Source organism: Acidovorax sp., assembly GCF_027492855.1.
GTDB lineage: Bacteria > Pseudomonadota > Gammaproteobacteria > Burkholderiales > Burkholderiaceae_C > Acidovorax.
Window position 1 is genome coordinate 36386 of the sequence record NZ_JAPUDY010000031.1, and the last position, 15379, is coordinate 51764.

A 15379-nucleotide genomic window follows, 5' to 3' on the forward strand; every position below is an offset into this window, starting at 1 on the left:
CTCCCTTCAGGCAGCGCACTTAACTTCGCGGGCCCAATGACAATGGGGCCCCGCAGGGCCCCGTTGTGATGGTGGTGAGCGGCCGCACTCTAGGGAGGGCGGGCCGCTGGCACGGGGGTTTTAGGCCTTGGCCAAGGTGGGCTGCTTGATGGTGCCCGTGAGGTAGCCTACGGCTGCGCCAGCCTTGTTCTTGTAGTTGGCCTTGATCAGCGGGTCGAGTGTGTCTTTCACCACGCTGTGGATCGAACCCCAGTCACCGGCGTGCTGGAAGTTGCTCATGATGTAGGTCCAGCCGTTGATCTCGTCCACGGCGTGCAGGCCGGTGGATTCGCCGCCTGCGGGGATGGACATCACGCGCGACAGCTGCTTGGTGTCCACGTTGTAGGCCCACAGGAAGTTGTTCACGTGCTGGCTGCTGTCTTCGCCGATGAACAGGGTGCGCATCTTTTCGGAGAACTTCAGGTTGTCCGGGTTGGCGATGGTGTTGGGGTTGGCGGTGTTGCCCAGCGCATCGGCCGTGATGTCTTCGCCAGCCAGCAGGGCCTTGGTGTCCACGGGCATCCACTCGCTGTTGATGGCGGCGCCAGCCGTGTCCTTCTGGCCGCCGCGCAGGTTCAGGGCCATCACGACACCCGCGTTCAGTGCTTTGGGCACGGAGATGCCGTTGCCAGGCACGTTGGCAGCGTGGCCGGCCACCATGGCGCTTTGCACGTTCTGCAGGGCTGAATAGGCAATCTTGTCCTTGGCGTTGACCGTGGTGCCTTCCATCTTGGTGAAGCCCAGGCTGGCGCCCTGGTAGGCGGCGTAGCGGTGGGTTTCGAGGAAGGCGGCGGCTTTTTCCATGCCGGTGTTGAGCTTGATCCACTCGGTCTTGCCGTTGACGACGATCTTGGTGTACGAGGCGTCGCTGGGGTCTTTGCTCGTGACGGTCATGATGTCCGTGGGCTTGAGCGTGTCGGCCAGGCTCTCGATCTCGGCGCTGGTGGCCGATCCCATCTTGATCCAGGTCAGCGGCGCGGCTGCCGTGGCCTTGGGGTCGATGGAGAAACCGCTGCCCACCTTGGCCACATACAGCGTGCCGGACGACAGGTCTTTTTCCTTGTCGGCCACGAACACGAAGTAGGCACTGTTGGTGGCGTCGTCGCCCATCAGCGCGGTGCGGTTGTCGGGCATGACCTGCACCAGCTCGTGCGAGATGCGGCCCATGCAGTAGTGCTTCTTGATGCTGCCCGTGCCGTCGGCGTTCACCGTCACTTCGGGCATGTGGCCGTAGTGGTATGGGTTGGCCTTGGCTTCGTCGCCATACAGGTTCTTGCTGTAGGCCTTGAACATGGCGTTGCTGGCAATGCCAAAAGCGTCGGGTTCGTACTCTTCGCTCGACAGGTGGGTGCCCCAGGGCGAGAGGCTGGCGCCGCAGGTGATCCACAGGCCATGCACCTTGGAGGTGTCCACGTTGTGGTATTTCACCAGGCTGAGCTTGCCGGTGGCAGGGTCTTGGTCGAGCGTGAGCACGGCGATGGGTGAGGGCAGCTTGCCGTACATGTCGGTCTTGCCGTCTTGCGCCGAGGTGGTGTATTCAAACTGCACCACGGCAAACACGGCCTTGCCCTTGAGGCCGGTGACGGTGGGGTTGGCCACGGTGAGCAGCGAGGTGCCATCGGGGGCGTCCGAAAAATACTGGCGTTCGCTGCCCGCCACGGTGCTGTCGATGATGGGTTTGTTGTTGATGTCGTAGTAGCCGCCCGACAGTGTCTTGCCGCCTTTGCCGTCCGCCACCAGGTCGCCTGTTACGAAGAAGGGCTGATAGGCCAATTGGTAGGACTGCACCGAGTCGTCGCTGAGCTTGATGTTGAGCGTGGAGCCCACCGTGGTTGTGGCCATGGCTGCTGCCGATGCGAGCGTGGGCGCGGCCATCGACGTGAAGCTGGCAGACACGTAGCCGGGGGCAGCATCACTACCGCCGCCGCAGGCGGACAGCAGGGCTGCCGACGCGCTGGCGCCGAGCGGAAGCATGGGAACGCCCGCCAGCAGTTGCAGGGCTTTGCGGCGGGTGGGCATCGTCGGGTGGGTCATTTTTAGGAGATTTCCAGGTTGGTATGCAAACGGTCAGGAAATGCCCAGGCACCACCGATGCGTCCCTTCGCGGGGCGCAGTGGACGGGGGCATTGTTTCCAGCCGCCGATGCTAAAAATGCCCCGTGACAGTGGCTTGACGGTTGTGTGACGTTTGCGTGGCAACCCGGAACGCAAGGCGGGTGAGGCGGTCGAATATGTCCGTGCCTGCGCCTGCACGCCTGCCGGATGTGCCTGCGGGAGATGTCCGCCTGATGGGGCAGGGCCCGCGTGATTTCTCGCGGGCGGGGGGTGGGTCAGTAGGTGCTGCTGCCGGGCGGGCCGGCGGGCTCAGGGATCGGTGCAGAGGGCGTGGTGCTGCCGGGCGCCGGATAGCCCATCTGCCCGCGCCCATCCTTGACACCCTTGCGCCCTGCAATCTGCCAGGCCGTGCGCTGGTCTATCAGGCCCGCCAGAAACTCCAGCTCTTCGTCGGTGTGGTTGATGGCGCCCGCCGGGGTCAACAGGCGCCCGTTGCGCGGAGCGGTTTCGACCCAGAAAGCTTGGTGGTAGGACGCCTGGCTGAGCAAAGTCTCATTGCCAGCCGCCAGCGCCACCGTGCCGTAGCAGTTGCACAGGTAGCCGCGCTGGTCCTGGTCGGCAAACACTTCGGCATACACCCCCGTGCCGCGAATGCCTGCGGTGGCGGTGGGCAAGATGATCTGGCGGTCTGAGCCGCGCCCCCACACGCTGGCCACCGCGCCGCTCAGCACGCGCAGTACCTTGGCGGCGGTGGGGGTGTCGCTCTCCAGCGCCACGCGCGAGTTTTGCCGCACCATGAAGGCGCTGTTGCCCACGGTGAAAACGGCGGTCGAGCCGGGGCCGGTCTCGATGCGGTCGTTGGCGGTGATGGTGTGCTGGGCGGTCAGGGGCTCGCCATTGCGCAGAACGTCGCCACGCAGCTCCACAACGCCGCTGCGCCCCTGCGCGTGGGCGGCGACCCAGCCGCCGGATGCCATCCACAACGCGGCGGCCTGGATGAGGCTGCGCCGCTGGAACCAGGCCAGCTCTTCTTCAGAGCGGCCCAGGCGTTGAAGCGGGGGGTGGTGGTGGCTCGTCATGGGGTTCCTCCTGGTGCACGGGGGTCGCGGATGGGGGCTCGAAGCAGTCACGGAAGGTGAACACCACCGACGTGAAGAACATGGCCGCCATCATCATGACCGCCCCCACCATGATGCCACCGGCCGCCGATCCGCCAAGCCCCGCCAGTGCCAGCAGTGCCGACACCACGCTCACCACCAGCGCACCGAGCAAAAACACCCCCAGCCAGCCCAGCCCATAGACCAGGAAGGCGCCAAAGTTGCGCGCGCAGGCCACGATGCTGAAGAACAGCGCCTTGACCGGCGGCACGCCGTGCCAATGCACCAGCCCCGGCGCATGCCAGAACAGCAGCGACAGCGGCAGGTACAGCACCATCGACAGCCACATGGCGCGCTGGAAGGCAGGGACCTCTGCCACCTCCTTGGTCAGCGGGGCGCCGCCCAGGTACACCTGCGCAAACTGCCCGCCGTCGATCAGGGCCGACAGACCCATGATGCCGAGAAAACCCACGGCGTACAGCGCGCCCAGCACCAGCATGTCGCGCAGGCGTTGCTGCCCGGTGCGAAACGCCACCAGCAGCAGGGCGGGGGTGGGAAACCGCCCCTGCGATGCCTGGGCCGCAGCCACCATCATCGCCAGGGTGGCCGACGGCAGCAGCGCCAGCGCAATGGCGGGGCCCACCAGCGGGACCACGCTGGCCAGCGACATGGCGGCCATGGTCATGAAGAACAGCGCTGCCAGCGCCAGAGGCTGCCGCCAGAACGCCCGGACGCCGAGCTTGACCCAGGTCATGCCGGTGCGGGCGGGGACGATATGGAGTTTCATGAATGCGTTGGAGAGGAAAAGGGGGCCTGCGCCTGCGCATGGCCTTCCAAAGATAGGCCATGGAAAGGCCAGGCCCGGCGACGCCAGGCCATCGAATTTACCGCAGTGGCCCTATCCCGCCGCCGCGCAGGGCGTAAACGGGTCTTTTTCAGGCCCTGCGATCACCGGGCGTGCACGGGGTGTGCAATCCGCCCCTGCAGCACGCGCTCGAAGTGTGTGGGGTCGTGCGGCGTGAGCATGGAGGCCTCGCGCGGCAGGTGGTAGTCCCACAGGCGCGAGATCCAGAATCGCAGCGCGCCCGCGCGCAGCATGGCGGGCAGCAGTTCGCGCTCGGCGCCGGTGAGCGGGCGCACGGCCTGGTAGGCGTCGAGCATGCGGGTGGCGCGTTCGGCATCGTGGGTGCCTTGGCCCAAGTCAATGCACCAGTCGTTCAGGCACACGGCCAGGTCGAACAGCCAGGTGTCCACGCCTGCAAAGTAGAAGTCGAAGAAGCCTGTGAGTTCTTCGCCGTCGAACATCACGTTATCGCGGAACAGGTCGGCATGCACGGGGCCGCGCGGCAGGGCCGTGTAGGCAGAGCTTGCGGCCACATGGTTCTGGTAGGCCAGCTCGGACCGCAGCAGGGCCGACTGCGCTGCGCTGAGGTGCGGCAGCACCACGGGCACGGTCTCGTTCCACCACGGCAAGGCCCGCAGGTTGGGCTGGCGGCGGTCGAAGTCGCGGCCCGCCAGGTGCATGCGCGCCAGCATGGTGCCCACGGCCGCGCAGTGTGCGCCCTGGGGGGCAAGCTGGCTTTTGCCGCGCAGCTTGTTCACCACGGCGGCCGGTTTGCCACACACGGTGTGCAGGATGTCGCCGCTTTTGTCGGCCTGCGGGTCGGGCACGGGCACGCCGCCGTGCGCCAGGTGCTTCATCAGGTACAGGTAAAACGGCAACTGCTCGGCGGTGAGGCGCTCGAACAGCGTGAGCACGAATTCGCCCTGGTCGCTGGTGAGAAAGTAGTTGGTGTTCTCGATCCCGCCCTCGATGCCGCGCAGCTCCACCAGCTCACCCAGTTGCAAACGGCGCAGTAGCTCGCGCGCCTCGGAATTGGAGACTTCGGTAAAGACGGCCATCGCTAGGAAGGGAAAAAGAAGGGAGGAAAGAGGGAGAAAGATGTGCGGGTGCAACAAGGCGCGGCCCCGCCGCGTGCCGCGGCAGGTGCGCCGCAACCCTGGGCTTAGAACTTCAGCACGTTCCAGACACGGGGCGCCGTGGTGGTTTCGGCGCCGCTGTTGCTGCCTGCGCGGCTGCGGGCGCCGTCGGGCGACTGCACCTCGTAGCTGGGCATGTTGCCCGCCTTGGGCTGCACGGAAATGTTCTGGGTCTGGCCGCCGACGCGCAGCTCATCCACCCGGCTGCCCGCGTCTTCGATCTGGATGCGCTCGGTGCGCTGGTTGGTGCGCCCCGGAGGTTGCTCTTGATTTGAGAGCGCCTCGCGCTTGTCTGTAGCGCCCTGGGGGGCGTTTTGGCTTGAAGTTTGGGCAAAGACGGTGCCGCAGGCCATGCCCAGCAGCAAAAGGAGGTGAACAGCGCGCATCGGGCGATTGTAGAGCGCCGCCTGGGTGGGGCGGGGCCGGGCACAATCGCTGCATGAGCAACAAAAAGACCCTGGTGCTGGTGGACGGCTCCAGCTACCTCTACCGCGCCTTTCACGCCATGCCCGACCTGCGGGCCGTGCCGGGCGACCCGACCAGTGCCGCCACGGGCGCCATCCGGGGCATGATCAACATGATGCAGGCGCTGCGCAAAGAGGTGCATGCCGACTACGCAGTGTGCGTGTTCGACGCCTCGGGCCCCACCTTTCGCGATGTCTTGTACACCGAATACAAGGCCACGCGCTCGCCCATGCCCGACGACCTGCGCAGCCAGATCGAGCCCATCCACGAGGTGGTGGACCTGCTGGGCTGGAAGGTGGTGGCCGTGCCCGGCGTGGAGGCCGACGATGTGATCGCCACCTTGGCCAACGTGGCGGCCACACAGGGCATTGAGGTCATTGTGTCGAGTGGCGACAAAGATTTGAGCCAGCTGGTGAACGAGCACATCACCATCATCGACACCATGAGCGGCAAGCGCCGCGACGTGGCGGGCGTGACGGCGGAGTTTGGCGTGCCACCCACGCTGATGGTGGACTACCAGGCGCTGGTGGGCGACACCGTGGACAACGTGCCCGGCGTTTCCAAGGTGGGGCCCAAGACGGCCGCCAAGTGGCTGGAAGAATATGGCTCGCTCGACAGCTTGATTGCCAATGCCGACGCCATCAAAGGCGTGGCGGGCAACAACCTGCGCGAGGCGATCGCCAGTGGTCAGCTGGCATTGAGCCGTCAGCTGGTCACCATGAAGACCGATTGCGCGCTGGCCGACTACATCCCCGGTTTGCCCGCGTTTGACGACATCACGCTGGACGCGCCGGACAGCGCCGGCTTGCTGCCGTTTTACGAAAAGTATGGCTTCAAGGGCCTGGCCAGCGCGATCAAGGGTGCTGCAGCCCCGGCCACAGCGGCCCCCACCGTGGCCATGCCCGGCCAAAGCGGCGATTTGTTTGCCGACCATTCCGCCAGCACCGTGGCCGAAGAGGCCCAGCACCGCACCGTGGTGTACGACACCATCCTGAACTGGACGGACTTTGACCAGTGGCTGGAACGCCTGCACAAAGCCCCGCTCGCGGCGATCGACACCGAAACCGACTCGCTCGACGAAATGCGCGCGCAAATCGTCGGCATCTCTTTCAGCGTGCAACCCGGCGAGGCCGCCTATATCCCGCTGCGCCACGAGGGTCCAGACGCGCCTGCGCAATTGCCCATCGACGAAGTGCTGGCCCGCCTCAAGCCCTGGCTGGAGAACGCCAAGCACCACAAGCTGGGCCAGCACATCAAATACGACCGCCATGTGTTCGCCAACCATGGCATTGAGGTGCACGGCTACACACACGACACCATGCTGCAAAGCTACGTGCTCGAAGTGCACAAACCCCACAACCTGACCAGCCTGGCCGAGCGCCACACGGGCCGCAAAGGCATCACCTACGAAGACCTGTGCGGCAAGGGCGCGCACCAGATCCCGTTTGCCCAGGTGCCGGTGGACAAGGCCGCCGCCTATTCGTGCGAAGACTCCGACCAGACCCTGGACGTGCACAACGCGCTGTGGCCGCTGCTGCAGGCCGACGACAAGCTGCGCTACATCTACGAGCTGGAGATGAAGAGCAGCGAGGCCCTGTACCGCATCGAGCGCAACGGCGTGCTGATTGACGCGCCCACGCTGGCCAACCAGAGCCATGAGCTGGGCCAGCGCATCCTGCAGCTCGAAACCGAGGCCTATGAGATTGCAGGCCAGCCCTTCAACCTGAACAGCCCCAAGCAACTGGGCGAAATCTTCTTCGACAAGCTGGGTATGCCGGTTGTGAAGAAGACCGCCACCGGCGCGCGCAGCACCGACGAAGAAGTGCTTGAAAAACTGGCCGAAGACTACCCTCTGCCCGCCAAGCTGCTGGAGCACCGGGGCCTCGTCAAGCTCAAGGGCACCTACACCGACAAGCTGGCCCAACTGGCCCTGCCACGCACCGGCCGCGTGCACACCCACTACGCACAGGCCGTGGCCGTCACCGGGCGCTTGTCGAGCAACGACCCCAACCTGCAGAACATCCCCATCCGCACCCCCGAAGGCCGCCGTGTGCGCGAGGCCTTCGTGGCCCCCGCAGGCCGCGTGATCGCCAGCGCCGACTACTCACAGATCGAGCTGCGCATCATGGCGCACCTGAGCGGCGACCACTCGCTGCTGCACGCCTTCCACGCCGGCCTGGACGTGCACCGCGCCACCGCCGCCGAAGTGTTTGGCGTGGAGGTAGACCAGGTCACCAGCGAGCAGCGCCGCTACGCCAAGGTCATCAACTTTGGCCTCATCTACGGCATGAGCAGCTTCGGCCTGGCGAAGAATTTAGGCATTGAAACCAAAGCCGCAGCCGCCTACATCGACAAATACTTCCAGCGCTACCCTGGCGTGAAGCAGTACATGGACGAGACCAAGGCTGCAGCCAAGTCCATGGGCTATGTCGAAACCGTGTTCGGCCGCCGCCTGTACCTGCCCGAAATCAACTCCCCCAACGGCCCCCGCCGCGCCGGCGCCGAGCGCGCCGCCATCAACGCCCCCATGCAGGGCACGGCGGCGGATTTGATCAAGCTGGCGATGGTGGCCGTGCAGAAAGAGCTGGACGCACACAAGCCCGGCATCCAGATGATCATGCAGGTGCACGACGAACTGGTGTTTGAGCTGCCCGAGGGCGAGGTGGATTGGCTCAAGAGCCATGTCCCTCGCTTGATGGCTGATGTGGCTGCACTCAAGGTGCCGCTGCTGGCCGAGGTGGGTGTGGGGCCGAACTGGGACAAGGCGCACTGATGTGAGGTGCACGCGTTGTCTGGGGTTTTTGTGCCCTATTTTTGAAGAGTTTTTTAACTGATGAGCGGTTTACTTCAGACATCACGTTCCTTCCCTTCAACCGTTCGGGCTGAGCTTGTCGAAGCCTCGCACGCTCCGAGCAAGCCCTGGCTTCGACGGGCTCAGCCCGAATGGATGGTGGGGTATCTGAGGTCTGTAGAAAATCAGATGTTTTAGGCCTATAGCGCTTATCCATAAAGCGCTAACAGCTATCAATTTAGAAGCAATGAGTTCTCCCCAACTCTCCTGGCGCCCTGCCACCTGGAGTCCCGCCGTGCGCATGGGGCTGTCGATTGCCGCCGCCACCGGGGTGTACGGCGTCTCGTTTGGCGCGCTGGCCGTGGCGGCGGGCCTGAGCGTGTGGCAGGCCATGGCGCTGAGCCTGCTCATGTTCACCGGCGGCTCGCAGTTCGCCTTTATCGGCGTTCTGGCGGGCGGCGGCGCGGCCTCGGCAGCACTTGGGGCCGGCGCACTGCTGGGGCTGCGCAACGCGGTGTACGGCATGCAGATGAACCACATGCTGCGGCCCCAGGGCTGGCGCAAAGGGCTGGCCGCGCAGATCACCATTGACGAATCGGTAGCCACCGCCGCCGGGCAGACCACGCCCGACGAGCAGCGGCGGGGCTTCTGGACCGCAGGCGTGGGCATTTTTCTGCTTTGGAACCTGTTCACCCTGGTGGGTGCGCTGCTGGGCGATGCACTGGGCGACCCGCGCCGCTGGGGGCTCGACGGCGCGGCCGTGGCCGCCTTTCTGGCCCTGCTGTGGCCGCGCCTGCAGCAGCGCGAACCCGTGGCCCTGGCCGTGCTGGGCGGCGTAGCCACCGCGCTGGCCGTGCCCCTGGTGCCACCCGGCCTGCCCATCTTGCTGGCCGCCGTGGTCGGCGCCGCCTGGGGCTGGTGGGTGCCCAGCCCAGACGCGCCCGCACCGGCCCAGGGTGCAAATGGAGAGGCCACACGATGACGCTCTGGACCGCCATCCTGCTCGCCTGCGCCGTGGCCTACGCCACCAAGCTGGCCGGCTACGCCGTGCCCGCCCGCTGGCTCAACAACCCGCGCATGGCCCGCGTCGCAGGCGCCATCACGGTGGCTCTGCTGTCGGCGCTGACGGTGATGAACACTTTTGCATCCGGCACCGCCCTGGTGCTGGACGCCCGCCTGGCGGCCCTGGCAGTGGCGGCGCTGGCGCTGTGGTGGCGGCTGCCGTTCTTGCTGGTGGTGCTGCTGGGCGCGGGGGCTGCGGCGGGGGTGAGGTGGTGGGGGTGAGTTGGGGGTTGCTATCGGCGGAGGCTCAACGTGCGTGTAACCGGCGATTTGCGAAAGGGGGCCGCAAGACGCTCGTGTTGACTGGCCTGTTAGAGCGATCAGTCGCCAACACCTCCGCCGTCAGCGCCGTCGGCAGCACTCCCTCCGCCCACGGTACTGTTCATCTCCTTTTGTCCCTCAGCAGAGGCACCATCTCCAGCGGAGTCACCGACTACCAATCCGGCAAAGAAATATCCGATCACAGCCATCCCCATCGTCAACCCTGCGACCACGCCAATCGATTGGGCGGGGGACCACACAAAGAAATTCGGTCCGCTTGCAAGGACACCAATGACACTTCCCAATACGCCGCCGCCGAATAAGCCATAGATTTTGTAGCGGCCTACGGTGTTTTGGGGTGCTTGAGAGCTACGGACGTTCATTGAGCGCTCTAACGTTCGATATGGGCGGTCCCTCTCAACGGAATTTTTAGAGTTTTGAGTACGTTCCTGTTCCATTAAGGAGTACCTTCAGTGTTTGGTCGATGAGATTGAGCTCCTCTGGACTAGCAGTAAATGCAATTTGGTAATTTGAATTGCCATCCAAGTGACGTGCGCCATCGTTACCGACGTCAACAATCAAACAGGTCTCGGACAAGGTGACTTGGATGTCGCTCATTTTGTGATTGATTTGGTCCAAGACCATGACTTCCACACTGTTATCTCCAATGTGTCGTGACAGCGAGAACCAATAACCATTTTCACCAGTGCAACAGATGTGGGCCATCCCCTCGTAATCATCATCACACGGGTTAGCGTAAATACTTTCCGGGGTGCGAAGCTTCATGGTTCTAACGCTCGTGGCAAGCCGCGTCGGAGCGAAGCAGAGGGCACCAACAGCGTGGCTGTTGATGTCGGCTTGACCAAATGGGCAGGCTGGTGGCTGATGCACCGACGCTTGGTTCGCGCGCTGAGACGTTCATCTCGAATCGATGGTGTCAGATAAACCTCGTGGGAGTAAATTGCGGTCCACAGGACAAGATGGTCCCGAGTGATAGGGGAATGTTCGGCTGTCTGCTTTCATGGCTTCCTGCATTATGCGCAGCGCTCCTAGATTTGACGCGCAGCTTTTGCGCAATGGTGCTTCCCAGGCATTGGGCGGGCATGCTGACTCTTACCAACCAGCAAAGCAGCCTCCCACCCATATCAGTACACTCATTTAGCATCAGGCCACGCACGCAGCCCGTGGCCCTCGATTTGTTCGAATGAAGGAGCCCCACATGTCTGATTCCACCCTCTACACCCCGCCCGCCATCTGGCAATGGGACAAAGAAAGCGGCGGTCAGTTCGCCAGCATCAACCGGCCTATTGCCGGTGCCACGCACGACAAGGAACTGCCGGTGGGGCGGCATCCGCTGCAGTTGTATTCGCTGGGCACGCCCAATGGCGTGAAGGTGACTGTCATGCTGGAAGAGTTGCTGGCGCTGGGCCACAGCGGTGCGGAGTACGACGCGTGGCTGATCCGTATCAACGAGGGTGAGCAGTTTGGCAGCGGGTTTGTTTCTGTGAACCCCAACTCCAAAATCCCGGCGCTGCTGGACCGCAGCGATGCCGCGAACCCGGTGCGGGTGTTTGAGTCCGGTGCCATCCTGATGTATTTGGCAGAAAAGTTTGGTGCCCTCTTGCCCGCCAGCGGCGCGGCGCGGGCTGAGTGCCTGTCGTGGTTGTTCTGGCAGATGGGAAGTGCGCCGTTTCTGGGCGGCGGGTTTGGGCACTTTTATGCCTACGCACCCGAGAAGTATGAATACCCGATCAACCGGTATGCGATGGAGGTCAAGCGCCAGCTCGATGTGCTCAATCAGCGCCTGGCCGTCAACGAGTTTGTGACGGGCAGCGAGTACACGGTGGCCGACATCGCCATCTGGCCCTGGTATGGCTTGCTCGTCAAAGGCCAGGCCTATAACGCTGGCGAGTTTTTGCAGGTACATGAATACACCCACGTGGTGCGCTGGGCCGAGCAGATTGCCAAGCGCCCGGCGGTGCAGCGGGGGCGCAAGGTGAACCGTGTCAACGGCGACCCGGCCAGCCAGCTGCGCGAGCGGCATGAGGCCAGCGACTTTGATACCAAAACCCAGGACAAGCTGGACGCTGCTGCGTCGGCTTCGTCATCCGCTGCGTGAGCGCTTTGCAGGACATCGCCATGATCACCTTGTACGACTGCGCCACGGCGCCCAGCCCGCGCCGCGCGCGCATCCTGTTGGCCGAAAAAGGCATTGCCCACGACACCGTGCAGGTGGACCTGCGCAGCGGCGAGCAATTGGGCGAGGCCTACCGGCGCATCAACCCGCAGTGCACGGTGCCCGCGCTGCGCACCGACGATGGCCTGCTGCTGGCCGACAACGCGGCGATCACCGCGTATGTAGAGGCGCGCTACCCACAGCCGCCGCTGCTGGGCGAGACGCCCGCTGAGAAGGCCGAGATCGCCAGCTGGAATGGGCGCATTGAATTCGAGGGCCTGCTGGCCATTGCCGAGGCGCTGCGCAACAGTGCGCCCGCCATGGCCAACCGGGCGCTGCCGGGCGCGGTGGACTACCCGCAGATCCCGGCCTTGGCCGAGCGCGGCTTGGTGCGGGTGGCGCAGTTCTTCGCGCTGCTGAACGAGCGCCTGGCGGGCCGCGAATTCATTGCCACCGACCGCTTCAGCGTGGCCGACATCTCGGCCGTGGTGGCGGTGGACTTTGCGCGTGTGATCAAGCACAAGCCGGGCGAGCTGCACCCGCACTTGCTGCGCTGGCGCGCTGCCATGGCGAGCCGGCCGTCGATGTCGCTGTAGCGGCTTAGGCGGTTGGCAGCGTGGTTGCGGGGGGTGCGAATTGCTATACATTTGATAGCATTTTGCGCTTGTTAAATAAGCGCTAGAGGCCAATTTTGTCCGGCCATATACATGTCTCAAACGCCTCTCTCCAACCCGTTCGGGCTGAGCCTGTCGAAGCCAGGGCGACCTTTGCCAGCAGCCCTTCGACAGGCTCAGGGCGAACGGGTCTGTCTGAGATAAGTACCGAATCAGGCAATTTCAGTCAAAACCCCGGTGCGTGCCGGGCGCTCACACTATCCCTTGGAGTCAAAAACCTCCAGGCGATTGCGGCCACCGTGTTTGGCGCGGTACAGGGCCGCATCGGCGGACTGCACCAGAGAGTCTGGCCGACCTTGCGCATCTGGCACGGCGCTGGCAATGCCCAGGCTGATCGTGACGATGGGCGCGGTGGGTGAGCGGGGGTGGGCCAGGGCCGCGTCGCGCAGGCTTTCCATGCAGCGCTGCGCGACGGTCACGGCGTCGGCCGCGAGGGTGTTGGGCAGCAAAAGCACGAACTCCTCGCCGCCGTAGCGCGCAGCCACTTCGTCTGCGCGCCGGATGTTGGCTTGCAGCAACTGGGCGACGGTGCGCAGGCATTCGTCACCCGCCAGGTGGCCGTAGTGGTCGTTGTAGAGCTTGAAATGATCGATGTCGATCAACACCACGGCCAGCGGCAGATGGTGGCGGCCGCAGCGCAACCATTCGGCGGCAAGGCGCTCGTCAAAGCGGCGCCGGTTGCCGATGCCGGTGACGCCGTCGGTGGTGGACAGCAGGGCCAGCTTGGCGTTGGCGGCCGCGAGCTCTTGCTCCTTGCGCACAAGCTGGGTCACGTCGGTGCGCACACCGGCAATGCCCCCCTGGGGCGTGCGCCGTTCGTCGGCCTGCAGCCAGCGGCCTTCTGGCAGGCGCTGCAGCACGGCATGGTTGGCGGCGCGGTGCTCTGCCACGCGTTGTGCCACCCAGGCATCCACGTTGCCCACGGCGTCCAGGTATTGGCCGTTTTCTGCGCCATAGCGTGCGATCTGCTCGAAGGTCTGGCCCGGAGCGATCAAGGGAGCCGAGATGGGATACAGGCGAGGGTATTGGGCGTTGCAGACGACCAAGCGGTCTTCTGCGTCAAACAGGGCAAAGCCTTCTGGCAGGGATTCGATGGCGTCTTGCAGCAGTTCGCGCGCTTGCAGGGCGGCCTCTTGGGCGGTTTCCAGGGCCTGGCGCTGCTCGATCAGGTCGGTGATGTCCAGGCGCACCGCCACCACGTAGTTCTCGGGGGTGCGGGTTTCGTAGATGTTGATCCAGCGCCCATCGGCCAGGCGCTGGACCAAGGTGGATGTCCGGCTTCCGTGTTCGGACAGGCGCTCGGCGATCCAGGCCTCTTCGCGGCCCTGGGCCGAGGGGACCAGGCCCCGCTCTACCGAGTAGCGCAGGAGCTCGGCAAATGTTTTGCCCAGGTGCTCGGAGTAGTCCAGGTGGGGGTACATGCGCGAGAGCTGCTGGTTGTAGAGCACCAGCCGGTCCTGTTCGTCAAAGATCTCGATGCTGACCGGAAGGGCCTCCACGGCCCGCTCCAGCAGTTGCCGGATGCGCTGGCTTTCCTGGCGGGCGGCCTCCACCTTGTGGCGCTGTTCGATCAGGTCGCTGATATCGAGCTGCACGCACACCGTCATGCCCGAGGGCGTGCGGGATTCGTGCACGTGCATCCATGCTCCGTTGGGGTAGCGGCGCACCTCGGGGCCGGGCCGGTGGCCCCGGATGGCCATTTCGTGCGCCAGCCACAGCTCTTCCTGGCCGCTGGCTTCTTCGGGGATGCCGTGGCGCAGGCCTTCGCGCAGCAGTTCTTCGTAGGTTTTGCCCAGCGATTCGGCCGCCGGCAGGTGCGGGCGCAGGCGTGCCATCTGGTCGTTGCACAGCACCAGGCGGTCGTTTGCGTCGTAGATTTCCAGCCCGGCGGGCATGGCGTTGACCGCCTCGCGCAGGCTGAGTTCTGCACGTTCAGCGTTGTGCAGAGCCTGCTTGAGCGCGCGTTCCTTGCGCACGGTGTCGGTGACGTCGATGCGCAGCACCACCACGCCCCCCGTATCGGTGAGGCGTTCGGTGATCAGCAGCCAGCGGTCGCCTTCGACCTCCTGCATTTCGGGCTGGCCCGGCGAGCGGTGCCGGGCCATGCGATGGGCGAGCCAGGTTTCGGCGTCTGGCCGGGCGGCAACGATTTGGCCTGACCGTGCAGCGCGGCGCAATACGTCTTCAAACCGGGTGCCGTATTCGAGAACCATCGAGGTGCCCGTGTTCACCTCCCGGTACTGGGCGTTGCACAGCACGAGGCGGTCGTCGGCGTCATAGATGGCCAGCCCGTCGGGCAGGATGTCCAGGGTGGCCAATAGCTGGGTGCTTGCGCGCTGCGCTGCCGCCTGGGCCTCGCTGGCGGTGGTGTGCAGTGTCTGCGTCTGCCGTGCCAGCCGCCACTGCAGCAGGGCACTGGCCACCAGCGCTATGCCTGCGGCCGCCAAAGCCGCGCGCGCGGCCGGGTCGAGGGGCTGGTTGGCCATCTGGGCCCAGGCCAACAGCGCCAGCCCACCCGCACCACAAACGCCCGCAGCGAGCAACGCCAGCAGGTGTCCACGGGGTAGGGTGGGGGTCATGGTGCGGTGCATGCGGTAAGGCAGTCGCTGGATTTTTGAAGGGGCAGGGTTACCCGGCTTGCAAAAGACCGGGAGCGAGGCAATGCGGCAGATGCCGGGCCGTTGGAAGAAAGTCTAGCAGTGCTATCGGATTTCGGTAACCGAAAATGCGGCGCTGCGAGCCTCCCCTGGGGGCTGTTGAAACCGTTCTGAAACCCGCCA

Annotated in this window: 13 protein-coding genes; 5 read left to right on the forward strand and 8 right to left on the reverse strand. The window is 64.8% G+C overall.

What is annotated here, in order from left to right; genetic code table 11:
* Positions 1-120: 120 nt before the first annotated feature.
* From Q0105_RS05930 to Q0105_RS05950, 5 genes are all read right to left on the reverse strand, one after another.
* Positions 121-2073, reverse strand: a complete 1953-nt coding sequence (locus tag Q0105_RS05930; protein ID WP_298209749.1) for an alkaline phosphatase PhoX — start codon at positions 2071-2073, stop codon at positions 121-123.
* A gap of 295 nt (positions 2074-2368) precedes the next feature.
* Positions 2369-3172: a FecR domain-containing protein gene (locus Q0105_RS05935; RefSeq protein ID WP_298209751.1), complete on the reverse strand. Its 804-nt coding sequence runs from the start codon at positions 3170-3172 to the stop codon at positions 2369-2371.
* Positions 3126-3977 carry a BPSS1780 family membrane protein gene (locus Q0105_RS05940; RefSeq protein WP_298209753.1) on the reverse strand — a complete coding sequence of 284 codons (852 nt, stop codon included), beginning with the start codon at positions 3975-3977 and terminating at the stop codon, positions 3126-3128. Before Q0105_RS05940 ends, Q0105_RS05935 begins: the two co-directional genes overlap by 47 nt.
* 161 nt (positions 3978-4138) lie before the next feature.
* Complete coding sequence (locus Q0105_RS05945; RefSeq protein ID WP_298209755.1) at positions 4139-5092, reverse strand: homoserine kinase; 954 nt, start codon at positions 5090-5092, stop codon at positions 4139-4141.
* 104 nt (positions 5093-5196) lie between these two features.
* Positions 5197-5556 carry a hypothetical protein gene (locus tag Q0105_RS05950; RefSeq protein ID WP_298209757.1) on the reverse strand — a complete coding sequence of 120 codons (360 nt, stop codon included), beginning with the start codon at positions 5554-5556 and terminating at the stop codon, positions 5197-5199.
* 53 nt (positions 5557-5609) lie between these two features.
* Here Q0105_RS05950 and polA point away from each other — a divergent pair, with 53 nt between their 5' ends.
* The 3 genes from polA (at position 5610) to Q0105_RS05965 (ending at position 9710) form a co-directional block, all read left to right on the forward strand.
* Positions 5610-8408, forward strand: a complete 2799-nt coding sequence (gene polA / locus Q0105_RS05955) for a DNA polymerase I (protein ID WP_298209759.1) — start codon at positions 5610-5612, stop codon at positions 8406-8408.
* 265 nt (positions 8409-8673) lie between these two features.
* On the forward strand, positions 8674-9408 hold the full coding sequence (locus Q0105_RS05960) for an AzlC family ABC transporter permease (protein WP_298209761.1): 735 nt from the start codon (positions 8674-8676) through the stop codon (positions 9406-9408).
* Positions 9405-9710 (forward strand): AzlD domain-containing protein, encoded by a 306-nt coding sequence (locus Q0105_RS05965; protein ID WP_298209762.1) that lies wholly within the window; start codon positions 9405-9407, stop codon positions 9708-9710. Before Q0105_RS05960 ends, Q0105_RS05965 begins: the two co-directional genes overlap by 4 nt.
* A 98-nt stretch (positions 9711-9808) precedes the next feature.
* Here Q0105_RS05965 and Q0105_RS05970 read toward each other — a convergent pair whose 3' ends face one another.
* Positions 9809-10132 (reverse strand): hypothetical protein, encoded by a 324-nt coding sequence (locus tag Q0105_RS05970; protein WP_298209764.1) that lies wholly within the window; start codon positions 10130-10132, stop codon positions 9809-9811.
* A gap of 46 nt (positions 10133-10178) precedes the next feature.
* Complete coding sequence (locus Q0105_RS05975; RefSeq protein WP_298209766.1) at positions 10179-10535, reverse strand: hypothetical protein; 357 nt, start codon at positions 10533-10535, stop codon at positions 10179-10181.
* 433 nt (positions 10536-10968) lie between these two features.
* Here Q0105_RS05975 and yghU point away from each other — a divergent pair, with 433 nt between their 5' ends.
* Together yghU and Q0105_RS05985 are read left to right on the forward strand one after the other, a co-directional pair.
* The gene (gene yghU, locus Q0105_RS05980) at positions 10969-11868 is read left to right on the forward strand and encodes a glutathione-dependent disulfide-bond oxidoreductase (RefSeq protein WP_298209768.1); all 900 of its coding nucleotides are present in this window, start codon (positions 10969-10971) and stop codon (positions 11866-11868) included.
* Between the two features lie 20 nt (positions 11869-11888).
* Positions 11889-12521, forward strand: coding sequence for a glutathione S-transferase (locus Q0105_RS05985; RefSeq protein ID WP_298209770.1), 633 nt, complete (start codon positions 11889-11891; stop codon positions 12519-12521).
* A gap of 275 nt (positions 12522-12796) precedes the next feature.
* Here Q0105_RS05985 and Q0105_RS05990 read toward each other — a convergent pair whose 3' ends face one another.
* Positions 12797-15178 carry a GGDEF domain-containing protein gene (locus Q0105_RS05990; protein ID WP_298209772.1) on the reverse strand — a complete coding sequence of 794 codons (2382 nt, stop codon included), beginning with the start codon at positions 15176-15178 and terminating at the stop codon, positions 12797-12799.
* Positions 15179-15379: the final 201 nt, after the last annotated feature.